Here is a 17152-nt window from a genome sequence, read left to right as displayed (position 1 = left end):
TCCTCAGACCGGAGCTTTGCCGCCGACTTCCTTCAGATTCGCCCTCACAGGCGACACCCTTGTCTTAGGCTAACGGTTGGCACTATCAACCCCCGTATTGGACTTTCACCAACAAGTAAGCGCCCATGCTGGGCGCACATGTAAAACGCCACTCTGCAGAGTGGCGTTTGCCTTGTTATCTCATCAAAAGGAGAAGCTTATAGTCAAAGAAAAGTAGTCCGTATCACATAAAAAGTGATACAGGCTACTTTTTTTTACCAACCTACTAAAAATACTTTTTCAATGCTTATATATCACAATTATATATTTCCTGACAATGGGAAATTCAAAAAATACGGCTTAACATAAACAACTAAAAGCGAGATTGCTTTACATACGTTCGCAATGACCTGAGGCTATCCCACCCCCAGATCGTTGCAGCGCTAGTGTAGCAATCTCGCTTTTGAACTTTTTTAGCAGCGCATTAACTGTTTACTACTTAAATGAGTCGTAAACCACTTGATATTCAGGTGTTGGCGGAATCGATTTATAAATATACACATGAACGCCATTCGGATCATTGACAACAAAACTGCGTTCGCCCCAGGGTTTATCCATGAGGTCCTGACAGATTTCAACGTTTTCTTTTTTCAGCCGCAGGTATTCGGCGTCAACATCGTCTACTTCAAAGGAAATAATAATACCAGAACCATGGAAAAACTCACCAGCATCACGCTGCGGCTTGGTAAAGCTAATGCCGACTGGTAAACCCGGAGCTATGAGCTCAATATACCAGTCACTTTCATACACCAATGTAAAATTAAAGTGCCGGATATAAAACTCTTTGGATTCACTCAATTTGTCAGTACTAATGGTCGTATCAACCCGTCTTATTTTCATAAAGCTACCTCCCCCCACTCAGGTTTGCGCTGCTTAAAGTAGACCACTCTCAGCTTACAAGCTTCTGCCATATCCTGCGCCACATCAAGCCTGCTGCCAATGGCTTCCGGTTTATGAGCATCAGATCCAAGGGTGACCATCCGCCCGCCCAGTTCATAAAACCGCTTGTATATTGGCAGCAGTCTGGCTACTGCTTCCGGGCTGGTCAGACGACGGGTGTTAATCTCCATGGCTTTATCATTTTGAGCGGCGAATTTTAGTATTTCGTCAATCCTATCGCTGAATTCATGATAGTAAATCTCCTTATCCTCGTAGCGGGCATACCGGGATATGTAATCAATATGTCCCAAACTGTCGATAAAATCGTAACACTTCAGGCAGCCGAGCATAGCTTCAAAATAACGACTATAGGCGTCGAACTTGGTCCGGGAACGGTAGAATGACTCCTGATAGATCTCAATATTGTCCACAAAATGAATGGATCCAATAACATAATCAAAAGAATAATTATTGATAATATCTCGATTGTCCTCCAGACATTCGGCCCGCATTCCAACCTCTATGCCTAAGAGCACCTTATCGCTCCGGTACTTTGTATAGTCTAGAAAATATTGTTCGACATCCAGGGCAACGTCAGGCTCCGGGTGTGCCAGATCAATATGTTCGGTAATAGTAATACCCAGTCCTAACTCGGCTGCACGGCTAATAGCCGTTTCAATAGCCATGGTAGAATCGTCCGAATGGCGGGTATGAATATGAGTGTCAAATAACACGAAAACTGCCTCCTAATCAACTAAAAAGATGCTATATGATATCTATATACCATTCTAATACAAAAATACCCAAACTACAAACATTGGTTCAAGGAATTATTAACTTACTGAAGGGCTATACTTTAACCTTAGGAGCAGAACACGCACAGAAAGGAACTGTGATAACACTAATGGTCAAAGTACTATTTGTAGCTGGCGAGGCTGCCCCCTTTATCAAAACCGGGGGCCTTGGCGATGTTGTAGCTTCCCTGCCAAAAGAACTCAGGCAGCAGGGTATCGATGCCCGGGTTATTATTCCTAAATATGGTGCAATACCTGAAATTTTTAAGAACAATATGTCCACAAAAGCAACCTTCCGCGTACCACTCTCCTGGCGCCTACAGTATTGCGGTCTCGAGGAACTCTGCCATGACAGTATCCCCTATTACTTCATCGATAACGAATATTACTTTAAACGGTCCGGAATTTACGGACATTATGATGATGCCGAACGCTATGCCTTCTTTGGGCGAGCCGTACTGGAGGCTCTGCCTTTTATGGATTTTCAGCCCCACATCCTTCACTGTCATGACTGGCATAGCAGTATGGTCAGCGTATTCTTAACTGCCCACTACCGGGCTAACCCTTTTTACGAAAAAATCCGGACACTGTTCACCATTCACAACCTTAAGTACCAAGGCATCTTTCCCAAAGACATCATGGTTAATTTGCTTGATCTAGGCTGGGAGTATTTCACAGTAAACGGCATTGAATTTTACGATAAAGTCAATTTTATGAAAGGCGGACTTATTTTTTCCGACTTACTCAATACCGTCAGCCCAACTTATGCCCGTGAAATTCAAAACGCCTATTTCGGCGAGAAGCTGGAGGGGGTACTTGCCAGCCGCTCTTCAGACCTATCAGGAATTATCAATGGCATTGATTACACTACCTATAATCCGGCGACTGACCCTAGTGTGTTTGTCAATTATGACTGGCAGAGCACAGAACGCAAGGCCAAAAATAAAATTGAGCTGCAGAAAATGCTGGGGCTTACAACAGCCGCTGACAAGCCGCTCTTAGCCATGAGCAGCAGGCTGATTGAGGCTAAAGGCCTTAATTTAGTTCTGCGGGTAATAAATGAACTTCTTGACAGTGGTGCACAAATGGTTATTTTAGGTCAAGGTGACGAACACTATCACCATCTATTATGGCAAGCTGCCTGGCTTCACAATGATCGATTAGCAGCCGTCATTCCCTATAGTGAGGATATGGCCCGCAAGGTATATGCTGCCTCTGATTTATTTTTGATGCCGTCCCGTTATGAACCGTGCGGCATTGGGCAGCTAATCGCCATGCGTTACGGCAGCCTGCCTGTTGTCCGGGAGACAGGCGGTCTTAATGATACCGTCATATCCTATAACGAATATACCGGTGAGGGCAATGGTTTCAGCTTTACCAACTACAATGCCCATGACCTGTTACATACTGTCAGGCGGGCCATTGGCTTTTATCATAACAAAGACGTCTGGGATAAACTCACTATCCGCGTCATGCGTGCCGATAACAGTTGGCGCATATCGGCTGGTAAATACCAGGAATTATATAATAAGCTATATGTCGAAGAATACATCTATAAGGGAGTTACGGCTAGACCGGAAGCTAACCCTAGCCTGACTACTCTCCATGTTCCATATGACATTGAACAATTAATACCTGTAAGGGAGGGTCCATATGCTCACTGAAAACAAATTGTACTGTGCTAACCATTTGCCGGCACAGAACGCTACACCTGAGAATATATCGGTTCCTGAATTTAGAGATGCATTTGTCGCTGTATTTGAGGCTACGCATGGTAAATCACTCAGCAATTCATCTGATTTGGAAAAATTCGAAGCCCTGGCCTCGCTAACCCGGGAGCTTATCAGTAAAAACCTGATTGAAACCCATAAGCAACGAGTTAAAGATGACCCTAAGCAAGTCTATTACCTCTCCATTGAATTTCTTCTTGGACGACTTATGGAGAACAACCTTGTCAATTTAGGCATCAGAGACACTTGTGCCGAAGCGTTGTCGCAGTTAGGCATTGAACTTGGGGGATTATTGGACAAAGAAGAAGACGCCGGGCTAGGCAATGGCGGCTTAGGCCGTCTGGCTGCCTGTTATCTTGACTCAATGGCCGCGATGAGTCTTGCCGGTCATGGCTATGGTCTGCGTTACCGCTATGGCTTGTTTGAACAAAAGATTATTGACGGCTATCAGCATGAATACCCTGATAACTGGCTAAAAAACCGTGCCTATGTGTGGGAGTACCGCCGTCCGGAAGAAAAACTGGCCATTCGGTATGGCGGCACAATCAGGGTGCAAACCAACGGCAAAACCCGATTTATCCATGAAAACTACGAGCGGATTATTGCAGTGCCCTATGACGTGCCTATTGTCGGGTATAAAAATGAAATCATTAATACCTTACGGCTCTGGAGCGCTGAGGTTGACGTTTCCAGCCATACCTGTTGCAGACACGGCGTTGACTGCAACAGTGTCATTGATTACAAGCATGGTGTCGAGTCGCTCACCGACCTGCTTTATCCAGACGATACGCACTACGAAGGCAAACTTTTGCGTCTCAAACAGCAGTATTTTCTAGTGTCTGCCAGCCTTCAGAGTATTGTGCGTAATTTTAGGCTGCACCATGACGCCATCAGCGAACTACCAGATAAGGTTGCCATTCATATCAACGATACCCACCCGGCGCTGGCTGTGCCTGAACTCATGCGTATCCTCATAGATGACTGCGGTCTGGGCTGGGATGAGGCTTGGAGCATCACTGTGCATACCATGTCCTACACCAATCATACCGTCCTGCCTGAGGCACTGGAAAAATGGCCTGTCAACATGATCGAACACCTGTTACCGCGTATCCACATGATTATTCATGAGATTAACGAGCGCACCTGCCACGAACTCTGGAACAAATACCCCGGTGACTGGGATCGCATCCGCAGCATGGCCATAATAGCCGATGATCAGGTGCATATGGCTCATCTGGCCATTGCCGGCAGCCACTCAGTCAACGGCGTGGCTGAAATCCACACTGAGATTCTAAAGAAATCCGTCATGAGCAATTTCTACACCCATACACCTGACAAGTTTACCAATGTCACTAACGGTATTACCCATCGCCGCTGGCTTTTAACCGCAAATCCCATGTTGGCTGACCTGATTAGTGACGCAATTGGCCCTGACTGGGTAGAATATCCTTGTGATTTAGCCAAATTGGCCCCTCTTACGAATGACACAGGCTTCCTTGAAAGGCTGGCCAACGTTAAAATACACAACAAGCTCAAACTAGCCAAATATATTAAAGCCAAATACAACATTGTTGTTGATGCCAACTCAATATTCGACTCGCATATCAAGCGCATCCATGCATACAAGCGCCAATGTCTCAATGTCATGCATATCATGGATCTCTATAACCGCCTGCGGGAAAACCCTGCTCTTGATACTGCGCCCCGCACCTTTATTTTCGGCGGCAAGGCGGCCCCTGGCTACTATAAAGCAAAAAAGACAATTAAACTGATCAACACCCTGGCTGACAAAATAAACAATGATAAATCCATCAGAGATAAGATTAAAGTCGTTTTCTTGGAAAATTATAATGTTTCTCATGCTGAACTGATTATTCCGGCGTCAGATGTCAGTGAGCAAATCTCGACCGCCAGCCGTGAAGCATCAGGGACCGGCAATATGAAGTTTATGATGAACGGTGCTGTTACCATAGGAACACTGGATGGCGCTAACATCGAGATTCGAAATGCCGCCGGCGCTGACAATATCTTTGTCTTTGGTCTCTCAGCCGACGAAGTCCTGGGCTATTACCGCTATGGCGGTTATAATCCCTGGAATCTGTATAACAGCGACCCTAGGATTAAAACAGTAATCGAGCAGCTTGTAAACGGCTTTTTCCCGGTAGGGGCAGACGAATTCCGTACCCATTATGACGCTTTTCTGCACCATGGTGACGAATACTTTCTGCTAAAAGACTTTGCTTCTTATGTTGACGCCCAGAGTCACCTGGCTGATACCTACCGCGACAACCACCGCTGGCAGCAGATGTGCCTGATGAACATTGCTTACTCTGGCTGGTTTTCCAGTGACCGTACCTTCTCGGAATATGCCACAGGCATCTGGCAAATGGATCAGCCTATTCCTATCTGGTGTCATTGCCAGCCTGAAGACTATGAACGGGTAGTGCCACCGGCCCAGCGTACTATGTATGTTGATTTGCTTATGCAGAATTAATTAAAAAAACCGCGAATTCGCGGTTTTTTTAATTAATTATTCGTTCTCATCTTCGTCTTCGGTATCGATAGTATCCTCAAAGGTATCGAGAATGTTTTGATGATGATCTTCAACTGCATCATTAATCAGTCTCAGAACTGCGTTGGTCTGCTCTTCCGGCAAGCCCATAGCAATAATAATGTCCATCAACCGGTCTCCAAGGAGTTCAACGTCATCAGTAAATAGCACCGAGATTTCATCAGTCATTTCAAGTTCTTGTTCATCGCACATAATATTACACTCCTCGTCACTGTTTATTTTACTGTCTCAAGCGAACAGTCCTGCTATGTAACCACACTACTATAATGCTTGATACACTATTATTGTAACACACATATTCGTAAATAATTGATAAATCTATAATTTCCCGTCCAGTTATCTAAAACCATGCTGTCCATATTCAAAGCAGCGGAGAATTCATACAATTCCAGTTCTCACTTTATCATGAAAGTTCTCCTTTTATCCGAGCTAGCTCGGCCTGGCTTTCCATGTAGTACCATCGTACTGAACTACCAAAAGTACACTGAATGGCGTGAAGCTTCCCTTCCTTGGCCATCTGTCTCATCTTGTCCAGCGAAAAACCATTAGAAGAAAAATAATTTGCTGAAATAAAGCCCCTACGTTTTAACCATTTCCGATGTTGCTCAGCTTCTCTAGCGTCTAGTTTAACTTGCCAAATCGCCATAGTTTTCACAGGCCTTTCTTTCCTAGTTAACCTTATTGTATACCGGCTTTAGAATATAAGTGTTATCTACAGGTAAAATTGCTGTAAATATTATGTGACTAAACATCTAATCTTCTTAGACCATATACACAGAAACAAGCACCCGCTAAAACGGGTGCTTGTTTCATTTTCAGAACATTTTTATGCCTGCCGCCGCATTAGCAGCTTCAATAGCTTGATGGGCGAGTTCGTTGGCCTGCCCCAGTGTGTTTAGCGCCTGGGACGGGTTGTGGAAGCCCATGCTGTTCTCGGCTGCCAGGAGGTCCCAATACCACTGGGCTTTGCGCACCAGCTCACGCGCCCTGACCAGTCCGGCTTCATCGACACCTGGTTGGGTCGATGCGGCGCTGATGGCTTCATGCGCTTTGACAATATTTTGTCCTGCCATGTGCTGAAGCTCGAAGGTTTGATCCTGGATGTTCTTTACACGCTCCTGCAGCCAGGCGGTGCCTTGACTGTGGCAGGGCGAACACGAATCACCCAGGGTTTTGAGGGGACTGGTTACCCAGTGTGAAGTATACTTTTGCCCGTCTTTTCTGGTATAGGGCATATGGCAGTCAGCACAGGAAACTCCGGCTTTGCCATGAGTGCCTGTTGAAAATAGTTCATAATCGGAATGCTGGGCTTTTAACATCGGGGCTTTGGAGTCAGGGTGCTGCCAGTCCTGAGCAAAGCCATTGGGCTTGTCGCTGTAGTAAGCGTACATGTCAGCCGGTTTCACGCCTTTATCCCACGGGAAAATGACCTTGGTCGTGCCTGGTTCGAAATAATACTCGGAGTGGCACTGTGCACAAACAAAACTGCGCATGTCCTCCCGTGATGCCTTGGTCACGTCAATACCACGCCTGGCCTGCGCTTCAATGAAAGCCGGGTTAATGACCCGGAGGTTCATGGTCGACGGATCATGACAGTTAGCACAGGCAATAGTCTGCTTCGCGTTGCCCATCATCTCGGTGAGCGGTTTGTTGGCATATCCCCAGCCCATTTCTTTGTAAGCCTGTTCAACATACGGCGTCTTGCAGGTTATGCAGGCACCTTTACTTGCCGGACCAATCCGTTTAGACTCTCGCAGATCTTCCAGGGCATGCTCATGACCGCGGTCTTCAGCGTAATCTTTGCTGAACGGCATACCTTTAAACAGCATAGTCAATTCTGGCTGCATTTCGGATTTTTGGACTTTGATACTGCCGCCATAGCCTGTCGGTGAAGGCGACTCGTCAGTTGTGTGCTTGTAGCTCGCATACTGTAGCGGATAATACTGCCCCCACACCGCCGGGTCATATTCTCCTGCCGGAATTTTAGTCACTTTAACAGCGGCGGCAGGTTTGGCAACCCCAATGCGGACGACAACAAACCCAAAGAACAGCAAGAGTACTGCGAGCAAGGCGATTAAAGATTTCTGTGGTTTACTCAACCTTTATCCCTCCTTTGCTTTTGCTCATGCCATGGACCAGGCCACGATGACATTTCAGGCAGTCCTGCCCCCCAGCCGCCATAGCGGTATTTTCTACCGACGATTGGTGGCAGCGCAGACAGTTGTCATTCACAATGGCCTTGCCTTGGGTCGATATTACCATTGTCGCAGGATAATCCCTAAGTACCTCGTGGTAGGTGTCATTCATACCGGTCTTACCTTTAACGATCAGTTTGACCGCTAAATTTTGGTGCGGCAGGTGGCAGTCAGTACAGCTAAACTGTTTGTGATTTGACGCCTGCCAGCTGGCAGTGCTTTCGGCCATAGAGTGACACGAGCCGCAGAACTGCGGACTGTCGGCATACGCGTACCCGGCGCCGGCGGCCAGCATTCCCACCGCCGCAAACGCCAAGACTGCCAGCGCAATCTTCAAAGCGTTGCGGTTAAGGAATTGACCAGTATCCAAAATATCCCCTCCCCGGTGAAATTTTAGCGGGTTCTACTTTTAGTCCTGGCAGCAGGACTTTGACCCCTTTGTAATACCTGATTGTGGCCTGCCAGTTTATTTACCCCGGCCCAGCCTGTTCCTCCAGTGATCAGGACGGCTCCCAGCCACACCAGATTGATGAGCGGCTTACGGCTAACCTCAGCCTCCAGACGCTCCAGGCCGGCGGTACTATTTACCGCCTTGGTATCTTTAAACTCTATTGTAACCTTGCCTTCACCTGGCTTAATTCCCGTTATATGCAATTCATACTGGTCAAAGGCAGTCACTGTCGAACCAATAATTCGTCCGTTTTTGTTAGTAAGTTCAGGCCGCACTTCCTGAGTCTGTCCCCTGGCAGCTACCTCAATCAAGGCCGCAACCCGTACTTCGGACGCTCCGTCCATCCCGGCCATAGCAAACTTAATGAATTTCAGGGTGACACCATCCTGTGATAGCGGCTGGCCTTTGACCAGCGTTAGTTCCGGGCCGGCCTCTGCGCTCTCATGGACAACAGGCGCAATATAAATATCTGAGAGCAGACTCCGGTAAATACCCGGTTCCCTGGCTGCCGGCATACCCTCTTTGTTGAGCTTGGTTAAAGACTGGGTCACTGTTTTATCAAGCCCCACGTGAAAGGTATTATAGACTCCTTTGCCAGATTGCTGCGCTTCGATGCCGGCATAGCTGATCTGCTCTCCGAAAACAGCCTGTGGCTGACCCTGGATAAAAGTCACAACCATTGACTGGCTGGACGCACCTGAAGCGATAATGCCTGCAAGCATAACCGCCACCCCAATATGGCTGCAAGCAGCCGCCCTGGACATGCTCCGGGTTAAGGCCGCATAGCCGTTGGCAGCAGCACCGGCTACCGCCAGGCATAGAATAGCGGCATAAAGCAGCTGAGCCAGTTTGAGCCAGACAGCCAGCGCGATACCCCCTGCCAGAAATAAACCCAGCCACCAGTATTTTCTCAGTCCGCCACCAGGAGCGTTCCCCCATTTTACCAGTGGCCCTGCGATAAGTGCGACACCGATTGCAGCCGCCAGCGGCAGGGTTGCGTTGTTATAGAAAGCACTGCTGACGCTTTTAGGACTGCCGAAGGCCATGGTAACAAGCGGCGTAGACATGCCGACAAATACCAGCGCACCTAAAAACGCCAGAATGAGCGCGGTAAACGCCAATACAAATTCCCTGCTGCCAAGCCTGGAGTATAGCTCCCCGGACGGCATACCCGGCCATTTGATAATATATAAAACAAAGGCGACAAAGGCGGTCAATAAAACCGTTAGACCCAGCATACCGCCTATGCCCTCATCGGTAAATGAATGGGTGGAAAAATCACTCAAAACACCGCTGCGTGTAAGGAAAGTTCCATATAGCACCAAAACAAAGCTGCAAATCACCCCTGCATAAGCGTGCCTAATCGCCCCGGCCCGTACCTTTGCTATGACCAGGAGATGAGCTAACGCTCCAGCAGCCAGCCACGGCACCAGTGATGAATTCTCGACCGGGTCCCAGGCCCAGTAGCCCCCCCAGCCTAATACCTTATACGCCCAAAAACCGCCGATAAACATCCCTGCGCCCAGACTTGACAGCGCAAACAGCGTCCACGGCGCTGACGACTCCAGCCACTCCTGATGGCGGCCGGTAAGCATGGCTCCCAGCCCATAGGCAAACGGCACCGCGAGCGCCGCATACCCCAAAAAGAGGACAGGCGGATGAATAACCATCCAGGGATCCTGTAACAGCGGATTAAGACCAGCGCCGTCCATGCGTGGTTCAGCCAGCATCATAAATGGACTTTTAACAAGCAGCAGCCCTAAGAGCGCTACCTGAATCAGGCTGTACACGGCCATGGCTGGCACCGGCGCGGCCGGTTTGCGCAAGAGAATCAGACCAAATGTGGCATGAAACACCAGCCATAACATAAACGACCCTTCCGGTCCGGCCCAGAAAGCCGCCACCTTATATGCCAGCGGCAAATCCTTTGATGAATAGCCAAATACATAGGCATAGTCAAACCTGTCGCCTAGAATTATATACATCAGATACAGAGCAGCCACGCCAACCAATCCGGCTGACAGATGATACAAAAGCCGTGCATTGCCTGCCAGGCTTTGCCTGCCGGTTTGCTTGCCGCTTGCCACCCAATAACAACCTGCTGCCAACGCTGTCACAATAAGCGCTAGAACCACTGCGCCATAGCCAATCATTTGTTCACGCTCCCTTGGTATTTTGATGGGCATTTGACTAACAGCTTGTCTGCCAGAAACTGCCCATTACTATATTTACCGATCGCCACGATGCCGGTAGCCTGCTCCAAGCCATCAGGCTTGACACCCCGGTACACTACGGCCACTTCTTCACCGGCATCATCCCGCAACACAAACTGAGTTGACCTGCCATCCTCAGCCTGCGTTACTTTAGGTGAACCCAGTGTTCCCTTGACCTGGACGGCGCTTTTGGCACTTTTGGCCTGAGCAAATGTAACATAAGGGGTAACCGAGCTTTGAAATACAAAAACACTGTAGGCGATAAACCCGGCAATGACTGCCAGACAAACCAGCCGGTACTTTTTCATATAGGCAGCCCCTTCCCGGACTGTGGAGTTTTCCTGGCTACACTGCGGGTCAGGAGCAGCCAGTAGAGCGCCGTGCAAGCGCCTACGGCAGCCAGCAGCACATATAGCATAACTGGCTCCATCGCCACCTTGCCGGCACTGTTAAATACAGGTTCCGGGTGCAGCGAAAAATACATGCGCGGGATAATAAACACCAAAAACGGCACAGTCAAACAGGCTAAGAGCGCATATACAGCAGCCACCGCCGCTCGCCGCTCCTCCTCCTCGATGGCTGTTCGCAGCGCCAAATAGGCGCCATAAATCAAGAGCAAAACAAACACTGTCGTCTGCCGGGGATCCCAATTCCAATAGGCCCCCCAGGTTAGCTTGGCAAATAGTGCGCCGCTGACTGTCGCTAAAAGACAAAAGACAAGCCCTAACTGGGCCGAACAGGCGCTCAGGCAGTCATACTTACGCTTCCTTGTCCTGAGATACTGCCCCGCGGCGGCGGCTGATACCAAAAAGGCCAGCACTGACACCCAGGCAACCGGAATGTGAAAAAAAGCAATCCGGACAAGATACCCCAGCCCCTCAGCCGGCAGCACCAGATAAAACACGGCGAATACCACCCCGACAACCCATACTGCGATAACTGCGGCGATTATTTTTGAATCCATACATCCTCCTAGTCTTGCCAAAGGTAATCAAATAAGAGCACCCCGGCAGCCACAACAGCAGCGTCATAGCCTGCCATAAATACAAATTCATTCCATTCAGGTAGACCACCTGACAAAAGCTTGGCGGTAGCGTTGATGACGCATAAAAGCTGTGGCAGCAGCACAGGAAAAGTGAGTACTGTGAAGATGGCATGCTTGCCTTGCGCATACATTACCATTGCTGCTGTCAGTGTGGACACAGTGGCAATGCCGGCACAGCCAAATGCCAGAACGGCTGCAAACGGCAACCATGGGCCAATCTCGACCGCAAGAAAAATGGCAAACAACGGCACCACCAGACAGGTCAAACCGGCTAAGAGCGTAAAGTTAAATAGCAGTTTGCCGAAAAAAACAGCCTGACCAGGGGCATATAACCGCAGTCCCAGCAGCGTGCCTGCTTCCTGCTCCTGGACAAATACCCGGGCTAAACCAGCCATGGCACAGAAAAACAACACAACCCAGAGGAGTGCCGCAGCTAATTCCGGCGGCAGACTGGCTCCGGCAATCGCCATACTGACACTAGACAGTGCCGTAAGGGAAAACATGATGAGCGCGCCGGCGGCGTACCTTGTCCTGTATTCGCACAGTGCATCTTTGGTTAATACTGCCCCTACGACAGTACTAAAGCTCAATTTTTCCACTGGCATAGCCGGCCTCCTCAAGTTCATTGGTAGCCAGCAGCACAGCAACTTTTTTACGAATTGCCGTTTCTATCAGCTCGCGAACAAACGCTTTGCCACCTGCGTCAAGATTGGATGAAGGCTCGTCCAGCAGCCAAACAGGCGGGCTTATGGCTGTCAGTACAGCGAGCTTTAGCCGTTGGCGCATGCCGGTCGAATAGGTTTGTACCAGATCGCCGCCTGCGCTGCCTAAACCAGCCTGACAGCAGAACGCCGCTGCGTCTGCCGCAGCGCAAGCTACACCGCTCACTTTTGTCCAAAATAGAATATTCTCCACCCCGGTCAGCGCCACATACATGGCCATATCAGGCGATACCAGCCCAGTACAGGCTAACCGCTCGCTTACGCTAAGTTCCTTACCCCCAAACCGTACTTGCCCTGCACTGGGTCTAACCAGCCCGGCAACAATCTTCAGCAGGGTAGACTTACCTGAGCCATTCTTTCCGGTTACCGCCAGACACTGCCCAGCGTTAAACCCTGCACTGATATTCTCAAACAATACTTTGTCGCCAAATCGTTTGCCAACATTATCTAATACGATTTTTATGTCTCTCACTATAATTACTCCGTAAGGAATTTTTATCCATTATAATTATACCATTTTTTACATAATAGTTAAAGAGTGAAAAGACTGACAATTTTTTCACCCTTTTCACCCTTCAACTAATCCTGCTATGTTAAGTAATAACAACGACGGTTTCCGCATTAAGCTGCGAAAACCGTCGTTTGTTATTTAGCGGCTAATGCCACACCTCAAAGGAGTAATTATTGCCTGAATTATTATCCCAATGACCGGCACAGTCTTTGAACGCTATATGCATGGTATCACCTTGGACAACAGCCACAGTTGCTTCAAAGCCGCCCGCTGTTTTTACCATCTCGTAATCATGAATATGACGCCAGTTATCACCAAAACCAACGTGCGCATATACATGAGTTGCGCCACTCTGCGGCAAGAGACCGCTGTAAGTGACTGTGACCTTGTCATGGGCCTGTGGGCGCGAAGGCGTCAGAGCAATACCATTTTTAAGGTAGTCCTGACTTGCTCTTTGCATGCAAAAGTCCCCCTTTCAATATGATAATTTATTGTGACCTGTTAACAAGCCAATCATGTCTGTTAATGACTGGTATATACGAATTCCCTCGCTTATGTCAAATGTTTTTACGGTATCCCTGCCACGTCAAAACAGCCATGAGCTTTATGCTCATGGCTGTTTCTATCGTGCGCGACTTATACAAAGCGGCTGGCGCTCAGTTCTGTGATTGCCTTATGCCTAATACCAGCTGCCAGATATTCGGCCATAATCTTGCCTGTTACCGGGGCCAATGCAATGCCATCACCTTCATGACCGGCTGCCATGATAAAGCCGTCCAGGCCAGACACAGGTCCTAAGATCGGTTTGCCATCAGGCGTATACGGCCTGAGTCCGGCAAATGTACGAATGACATGAACCTGTTTCAAAGCAGGAAGAACATTGGCGGCATGGCGCAAAATGGCGGCTATAGCTTGCGGGGTTGTGCCGGCATCATAGCCGGAAAACTCACGGGTACCGCCAATTAAGAGTTTGCCGTCTTCTTTCACACTGACTGACAGACCAACACCTAATTCAGCGGCCGCGGGGTCTTCCTGCCTAATAAGTTCGGGGTTATGCTTTGCAACAATATATCTGGCACTCCACAGCTCCCCCCGGACTAAGCCAGGTATAGCCTCGGTCACAATAAGCTGGCCCCGGCGCGGTTTGATGGGTATATTGAGGCCGGCTAATGCACCGACTTGGCTTGCCCAAATCCCGGCTGCATTAATTACCAGGTGAGTACTGATAACCCGGTCTTGTGTAACGACTCCTTCCACTTTAGCCCGGCGGACAGTAATGGCTTTAACCTCGGTGCCGCAGTCAATCTTAGCTCCCAGCCGGATTGCAGCCTGAGCATAGGCATACGTAAGTTTCATGGGGTTTATCTTGGCGTCGAGCGGCGAAAAGGTGGACGCCAGGATAGTCGGCGCTAATGCCGGCTGCCGCCTTCTGGCTTCGGCGCCGTCTAACAGCTCTACCGTCAGTCCATTCTGTCGCTGGCCTGCCACAAAACGTTGCATAACAGCCAGCTGCTGCTCATTTTCAATTGCAATCATACCGCCACACTCGCAAAACTCCAGGTCATTTGCCAATTCGTCAGATAAGCCGGGAAACATAGCCCGGCTTGCGAGCGCCAATTCCAGGCTGATACCGGGATTCTTGGACTGCATACTGACCGCTTGATCGCAAGCGCTTGAAGAGCCGGAACACAGGGCGAAGCGCTCCAGGAGCAGCGGTTTAGCGCCTTGTTTGGCCAGATAATAGGCGATGGCCGCACCGATTACACCGCCGCCAATAATAACAATATCTTGAGGTTCAACAGCCACTATTTCACCCCCGGATTCAGCAAGCAACCGATTGCAACCGGACGTACCGGCGGTCTAACCGTATCAGGCATAAGCTCCGCCGGTGTCTTCCCAGTCTCCTGACAAATGATCCCTGACACCAGACGGCAGCAGGTCCGCCCCTGGCACAAGCCCATGCCAGCCCCTGTCCGGCGTTTAACGTCTGCCATTGAATGAGCCCCCGCTTGAATGGCTTTGCGAATTTCGGATTCAGTGACTTCCTCACAGCGGCAAATCATGACATCATCCATCCCCTATACCTCCTCCGTACCGGATGGCCCGCACCTCTACCACATGTACTTTAGGTACTGTCACCGTTACAGAATGCGTGTGGTCACCGCCGGTCGCCAAGAGCACCTTGTTCACTGTTGCCTGGCAGACAGCGCTGCCGCGCCGGTCAAGCGCGACCACAACCTCGCCGGCTACCGGCGCCGGCCAGTATTCATAAGGCATTTGCACAGTACCAAACTCCCCAGGCCCTGATGCATCAACAACAAAAATAGCCAAACCCGGACACTTGGCAATACACAGGCCGCAGCCCTTGCATTTGCCGGCATCCAGCAGCGGGGGAGTAGTTATTGGCTGACCCACAGTAATGGCCGCCAGGTGACAGGCTGCTTCGCAGGGATTACAGGGGATATCCTGAATACATTCAATCACAGCAACCGGCCCCGCAGCCAGCCTCCCGGCCTCTGGCAGGACAGCAGCTAGTTCTTGGTCTGACAGGAAGCCTGATTTTTTTAATTCAGGTGACATGCGGCTGTCTCCTTTCGTCCATAATGGCACTCTTAGCCGCCTGACGTACAGCACCAAACGCGCCGGTCCGCAAGATGTTAAGCCTGCACCATACCTCCTGTTTCTCCAGGGCAGCCAAATCAGGCGGTATGTAGCCCAATGCCGCCGCCGCGGCGATACCTGCCAACCGCCCTTCTTCCATGGCACTGCTGGCCTCCTCCACGCCGGTGATATCACCGGCAACATAAATACCGGGAACTGTTGCCTCCATATTTTCATCATGGAGCGGCACTAATCCGCCCAGACGAGCGATATAGGTAAACTGACAGCCGCATAAATGGGCCAATTCGGTAAGCGGCGTCAGCCCAACAGCGATAGCTATGCAACCAACTTCCAGCCAGCGTTCAGTATCAGGAACTATCTGGAAATGATCATCTACAGCGGCGATAACCGCCCCCTCGATCCGATTCCGGCCATAGGCATACTTGACGGTGTGGCTGACAAGCACCGGCACACCGGCCCTGGTTATTTTAGCCGCATGTACGCCGTAACCGCCAATGTGCGGCGCAGCCTCGACCAACGCCGCTACACGACCGCCGGCCTGCAGTATCTGATAGCTGACAATAAGTCCGACATTGCCGCTGCCTACCATTAACACCTTGTCGGCCGGCAGCACGCGCTGAATATTCATCATCGTCTGCAGTGCCCCGGCGCTCATGACTCCTGGCAGTGTGCAGCCGGGAAAAGCCAGTGCATTCTCTGATGCCCCTGTAGCCAGAATGATCTTACCTGCAGATACATGATATTCTTTACCGCCAGCGATGTAGGCTACTTTTTTATCAGGATAGATGGCATGAACAACCACATCAAGGCAAATCTCAGCCCCGCTGTCTGCCGTCTCTTGGAGCAGGCGGCAACCTAAATCATAGCCCCTCACACCGGCCAAATGCTCCTTCGAACCGAAAAACTTATGAATCTGTTTAAACAGCTGACCGCCTGGCCGGCTATTTTCATCTAAAACCAGCACCTTAGCCCCGGCTTTGCCTGCTTCAACGGCGGCCGAAAGACCGGCCGGACCAGCCCCGATAACGACTACTTCAACGGTTCGCATAGGTCGCCCCCCTGCCCGGACGTCTGGCCCTGTGTGCTTATTCTCATGCCAGGTCTGACCGGCGTAACACATGTCCGTACATTAGCTTGACCGTCCACTGTCATCACACAGTCTGTGCAGCGGCCAATACCGCAGAATACACCGCGTGGCTCCCGGCGCTTATAGGTATGGCGCAGCGTAAGGCGGCCGGCGGCCATGAGGGCGGCCGCTATCGTGTCGCCCTCATAGGCCGTCATTACCTCACCGTCAACCTCGATGATGACTGGCTGTTTCGCAGTAAACCCACCAAGAACAGGATGATTAATAACCCTCAACACTGCCACCTCCAGGT

The 17152-nt window shown here is 49.8% G+C and carries 18 protein-coding genes; 2 read left to right on the top strand and 16 right to left on the bottom strand.

The genetic code is table 11. The features are described from left to right. Window positions 1-474: 474 nt before the first annotated feature. Both VN447_RS16830 and VN447_RS16825 read right to left on the bottom strand, forming a co-directional pair. Window positions 475-879: a VOC family protein gene (locus VN447_RS16830; protein ID WP_325526504.1), complete on the bottom strand. Its 405-nt coding sequence runs from the start codon at window positions 877-879 to the stop codon at window positions 475-477. Beyond that, window positions 876-1652 carry a histidinol phosphate phosphatase gene (locus VN447_RS16825; protein ID WP_325526503.1) on the bottom strand — a complete coding sequence of 259 codons (777 nt, stop codon included), beginning with the start codon at window positions 1650-1652 and terminating at the stop codon, window positions 876-878. Before VN447_RS16825 ends, VN447_RS16830 begins: the two co-directional genes overlap by 4 nt. A 170-nt stretch (window positions 1653-1822) precedes the next feature. Between VN447_RS16825 and glgA the strand changes: the two genes are divergently transcribed. After that, window positions 1823-3376 (top strand): glycogen synthase GlgA, encoded by a 1554-nt coding sequence (glgA, locus tag VN447_RS16820; RefSeq protein WP_414714924.1) that lies wholly within the window; start codon window positions 1823-1825, stop codon window positions 3374-3376. Between the two features lie 55 nt (window positions 3377-3431). Then, entirely contained in the window at window positions 3432-5936 is a 2505-nt protein-coding gene (locus VN447_RS16815) for a glycogen/starch/alpha-glucan phosphorylase (protein ID WP_414714923.1), read from the top strand. 36 nt (window positions 5937-5972) lie between these two features. Here the strand turns inward: VN447_RS16815 and VN447_RS16810 are convergent, their stop codons facing one another. From VN447_RS16810 to VN447_RS16740, 14 genes are all read right to left on the bottom strand, one after another. Further along, entirely contained in the window at window positions 5973-6206 is a 234-nt protein-coding gene (locus VN447_RS16810; RefSeq protein ID WP_325526500.1) for a hypothetical protein, read from the bottom strand. A gap of 623 nt (window positions 6207-6829) precedes the next feature. After that, window positions 6830-8113 (bottom strand): ammonia-forming cytochrome c nitrite reductase subunit c552, encoded by a 1284-nt coding sequence (locus VN447_RS16800; protein ID WP_325526499.1) that lies wholly within the window; start codon window positions 8111-8113, stop codon window positions 6830-6832. After that, on the bottom strand, window positions 8106-8579 hold the full coding sequence (locus VN447_RS16795; protein ID WP_325526498.1) for a cytochrome c3 family protein: 474 nt from the start codon (window positions 8577-8579) through the stop codon (window positions 8106-8108). The genes VN447_RS16800 and VN447_RS16795 overlap by 8 nt, the downstream gene beginning before the upstream one ends. Window positions 8580-8602: 23 nt before the next feature. After that, window positions 8603-10813, bottom strand: a complete 2211-nt coding sequence (ccsA, locus tag VN447_RS16790; protein ID WP_325526497.1) for a cytochrome c biogenesis protein CcsA — start codon at window positions 10811-10813, stop codon at window positions 8603-8605. After that, entirely contained in the window at window positions 10810-11181 is a 372-nt protein-coding gene (locus VN447_RS16785; protein WP_325526496.1) for a cytochrome c maturation protein CcmE, read from the bottom strand. The genes ccsA and VN447_RS16785 overlap by 4 nt, the downstream gene beginning before the upstream one ends. Next, window positions 11178-11837: a cytochrome c biogenesis protein gene (locus VN447_RS16780; RefSeq protein ID WP_325526495.1), complete on the bottom strand. Its 660-nt coding sequence runs from the start codon at window positions 11835-11837 to the stop codon at window positions 11178-11180. Before VN447_RS16780 ends, VN447_RS16785 begins: the two co-directional genes overlap by 4 nt. 8 nt (window positions 11838-11845) lie before the next feature. Continuing rightward, a complete protein-coding gene (locus VN447_RS16775; protein ID WP_325526494.1) occupies window positions 11846-12523 on the bottom strand; it encodes a heme exporter protein CcmB in 678 nt (225 codons plus the stop codon). Then, window positions 12498-13112 (bottom strand): ABC transporter ATP-binding protein, encoded by a 615-nt coding sequence (locus tag VN447_RS16770; protein ID WP_325526493.1) that lies wholly within the window; start codon window positions 13110-13112, stop codon window positions 12498-12500. The genes VN447_RS16775 and VN447_RS16770 overlap by 26 nt, the downstream gene beginning before the upstream one ends. A 184-nt stretch (window positions 13113-13296) precedes the next feature. Further along, on the bottom strand, window positions 13297-13611 hold the full coding sequence (locus VN447_RS16765) for a carbohydrate-binding protein (RefSeq protein ID WP_325526492.1): 315 nt from the start codon (window positions 13609-13611) through the stop codon (window positions 13297-13299). Between the two features lie 176 nt (window positions 13612-13787). After that, entirely contained in the window at window positions 13788-14957 is a 1170-nt protein-coding gene (locus tag VN447_RS16760) for an FAD-dependent oxidoreductase (RefSeq protein ID WP_325526491.1), read from the bottom strand. Further along, window positions 14957-15226, bottom strand: a complete 270-nt coding sequence (locus VN447_RS16755; protein WP_325526490.1) for a (2Fe-2S)-binding protein — start codon at window positions 15224-15226, stop codon at window positions 14957-14959. The genes VN447_RS16760 and VN447_RS16755 overlap by 1 nt, the downstream gene beginning before the upstream one ends. Continuing rightward, window positions 15219-15731, bottom strand: coding sequence for an NADH-quinone oxidoreductase subunit I (locus VN447_RS16750; RefSeq protein ID WP_325526489.1), 513 nt, complete (start codon window positions 15729-15731; stop codon window positions 15219-15221). Before VN447_RS16750 ends, VN447_RS16755 begins: the two co-directional genes overlap by 8 nt. Next, on the bottom strand, window positions 15721-16821 hold the full coding sequence (locus VN447_RS16745; RefSeq protein ID WP_325526488.1) for an NAD(P)/FAD-dependent oxidoreductase: 1101 nt from the start codon (window positions 16819-16821) through the stop codon (window positions 15721-15723). The genes VN447_RS16750 and VN447_RS16745 overlap by 11 nt, the downstream gene beginning before the upstream one ends. After that, window positions 16803-17135 (bottom strand): (2Fe-2S)-binding protein, encoded by a 333-nt coding sequence (locus VN447_RS16740; RefSeq protein WP_325526487.1) that lies wholly within the window; start codon window positions 17133-17135, stop codon window positions 16803-16805. Before VN447_RS16740 ends, VN447_RS16745 begins: the two co-directional genes overlap by 19 nt. Between the last annotated feature and the right edge of the window lie 17 nt (window positions 17136-17152).

This window comes from Sporomusa sp., from assembly GCF_035561155.1.
In the GTDB taxonomy this organism is placed as follows: domain Bacteria; phylum Bacillota; class Negativicutes; order Sporomusales; family Sporomusaceae; genus Sporomusa.
The sequence above is the reverse complement of the archived record's forward strand: the minus strand, read 5'-3'. Positions and strand labels throughout refer to the sequence as shown.